Source organism: Thomasclavelia saccharogumia DSM 17460 (genome assembly GCF_000686665.1).
Lineage (GTDB): Bacteria > Bacillota_I > Bacilli_A > Erysipelotrichales > Coprobacillaceae > Thomasclavelia > Thomasclavelia saccharogumia.
The window spans coordinates 1-3,059 of sequence record NZ_JMLH01000115.1 but is presented as its reverse complement, the minus strand read 5'-3'; the positions used below and the strand labels follow the sequence as shown (position 1 = coordinate 3,059).

Below are 3,059 nucleotides of genomic sequence, written 5' to 3'. Positions count from 1 at the left end.
ACTATATGCTTTTTGTAGTTTTTCATCTAATTCTTTTACTTCCTGTAAACTTGTAACTGTTTCTAACCCTGCTTCAACTTCATTAATAACTGCAGCAAATGCATCTTTTTTTTCTTGAGCAATATTCATATCATTTACTGCATGTTCATATTCGGTAATTTTATTTCTTAAATCTTGTATCTTTGTTTCTAAAATATAAGACTCACACATATCAGAAATTTGGGTTTCAGGTAATACTCCTCTATATACTTGTAATTCATCGATCACAGCATCCTCTATACCATATTGTTTTAAACCATCAGCACCTAAAATAAAATCATAAGCATCGATACTTCTTCCTGCTTGTGAACTTATATCTGAAGATGAAAATTCTTCACCATCTATATAAAGAGACATTTTATCACTACGGTCAAAAACTGCTGCAATATGATGCCAAGTATGATCATTAGTGATAGGAGCATCATCAGTATCACCACGACTTGAACCATTTGCTGTAAAATTTAAAGTAAGTTTGCTATCATATTCAGCTACAATAAACCCTACATTTGAACCAGTAGACCAGCTCTTATTACTAACTACCCCACCATCTGTAAATTTAGTAGTATTTCCCTTATACCAAAAAGCAATAGAAAAATCATCATTACCAAATTGTAAATCAGCTGCTTTACCAAAATTTACATATTGTTTTGCTGTGTTTGAAGTATAAGCTACATCGCTATTTTGAATATGGATAGCTTTTCCCTTGATTCCCTCTACATATTCTACATCACCGACAACTGTACCATGATTATCATTTCCAGAAGTATCATTAGCATTTTCATCATCAAATGAAACTGACATTATAGGTAATAAAAATTCATCACTACTTAATCTTAAATTTGATGCATTTACCGGCATTAACGCTGTATATGCTAAAGAAGATGCTAATAATATTTTAAGTGCAGCTTTAGCTGCTTTCTTTATTTTATTCATAATTTAATCCTTTTTAGTATCATCTTTTCCTTTCTAAACACTTTTTATTATTTAAAATTATTTTATATTAATTTTTGATCTTATCTAATATTAATTCCAAAATATTCCACCCTTATTCACCTCCAAATTCTTAATTTTTAAATATTAAATAGATCCTAAATTAATTATATAATTAAAAATACGCTTTTTAAATTTCCATTTCTTGATGAGTGTTTCAACTTAAGTGACAAAACATCAAATATGTCACTTTATTTATTAAAATCAATATATTCTTTTATCTACTAAAACTATAATACAAACCCGATCTCTTAAAATCTCTGCAAAAAGCATTGATTTTACAACATAATCAGTCACTAAAATACTATCAAATCATTACCACAGCCTTAATATAAGATATTATCGCAAATATACTGACCACCAGTATTGCAACAAAAAAGCGAAAATCATAGACGACCATTTTATTACCCAAATGAAAACATTAAAAATTATAAAAAGATTATCAAGTAATTATCTCACCACTATCATCCTTACAACAGATGATAATGACAAAAATCAACTATCAAGATATTTAAGCGACCTAGTCTATTAAATGATATTATCTTGAAAAGCAGCGGAAGTCAGATAATAATTCATAAAACCATACTTTACTAGAACAATTGAAAAAATGACATAATGATATATTTAGAGATTTATTAGTCTTATTTTTAATTTTTTATAGTGATTTTAAAAGATAAAAGGCAATGTCAAAGACTTTTGACAGACAAAAAACATATATTTATATATAATAAAGAAAAAAGTCAAGGAGAAGATTAGGATGAATATTGGATTACGAATCAAGAAATTTAGAGAACAACAAAAAATTTCTCAAGAAGAACTGGCTCTTAAAATATTTGTTTCAAGACAAACAATCTCAAACTGGGAAACTAATAAAAATTGTCCTGATATTAAAAGTTTAATAATGCTATCTAATGTTTTCAATATATCTTTAGATAGTTTTATAAAAGAAGATATAAAGGAGATGAGGGACGTTGTCGAAAAAACAACAATTAAAAAGTTTAATATAATGAGTTTTGTTTTTTTAGTTGAATTAATAATTGTAACTATAAGTGCTTATCCTTTATTTAGTATCGATGGATATATTGGAATTATTATTTGGCTATGCTTATTTGCTGTAACACTATATACTGCAAGTATAGTTGAAAGATTTAAAAAGAATCACAACATTCAAACTTATAAAGAAATTCTGGCATTTATTGATGGAAAACAATTAACTTATGATGAAACACAACAGGAAATAGGAAAAAGAAATTATCAAAAAATTATATTTGTACTTTTAGCAGGTATAATCGCACTTATTGTGTGTTTGATCGTAACCTTTATTTGCCAATATTTATTAAATTAAAAGGAGAAAAAGATGGAATTTTTGATTATAATGATGGTTTTTATAATTATAGGTGGATCTTGTTCATTAACAGGTACATGGTGGAATAGAAAGAAAAAAGATGACAATAAATAAAAAGTTTACCTTTTAATATCGAAGCAGTTATAATCCTAAAATTAACTGCTTTATATTTTTATTAATATTTATAAATAATCTAAAAGAGGATTAACATATTTGCCAAATCCTCTAATAAATAAAATTTTTACACTATTTATCCCTTTCTTTTAAATAAATATAGGCCTCCACCTAATACACTCATCATTACTAATCCTGACATTAACGAAGCAGCATCTCCAGTAGCTACACTTGTTGTATTAGTATTTACTGAATTACTTGTTTCCAATCCTGCCATTGCTTTTGTTAATACTTCCTTGGCATTATCGACTTCTGCCTGGCTTGCTTCAGGGTCATTTATTACTGTATTAGCTTTCTCTAATGCTTTTTCTACTGCATTCCATGTCTTTGCACTATAGCTTGCTTTGTTTAATCCATTTGCCTGTTGGATTAAATCATTTAATACATCTTTATTTGGTTTTAGTCTTAAGTCTAGATATGCTCTTATTAATCCTTCATAGGCACTGTCTACCTCTAATTGACTAACTTCTTCACTTGCTAAGACTTCCTGAGCTTTTTCTAAGACTGGTAA

At 27.7% G+C, this 3,059-nt stretch carries 3 protein-coding genes; 1 reads left to right on the top strand and 2 read right to left on the bottom strand.

The window, feature by feature from the left end; all coding sequences use genetic code 11:
• Positions 1-972 (bottom strand): LamG domain-containing protein (locus BR82_RS16120; RefSeq protein WP_034865261.1); only part of this gene is annotated, 972 nt, incomplete at its 3' end.
• Between the two features lie 814 nt (positions 973-1,786).
• Here BR82_RS16120 and BR82_RS0114350 point away from each other — a divergent pair.
• On the top strand, positions 1,787-2,374 hold the full coding sequence (locus tag BR82_RS0114350) for a helix-turn-helix domain-containing protein (protein ID WP_027090721.1): 588 nt from the start codon (positions 1,787-1,789) through the stop codon (positions 2,372-2,374).
• Positions 2,375-2,624: 250 nt separating this feature from the next.
• Here the strand turns inward: BR82_RS0114350 and BR82_RS16115 are convergent.
• A partial coding sequence (locus BR82_RS16115) for an FIVAR domain-containing protein (protein WP_034865258.1) occupies positions 2,625-3,059 on the bottom strand: 435 nt, incomplete at its 5' end.

What these genes read in the sequence shown, in the direction of transcription:
- BR82_RS0114350 (WP_027090721.1), top strand. Translation starts at nt 1,787, where the DNA reads ATGAATATTGGATTACGAATCAAGAAATTTAGAGAACAACAAAAAATT.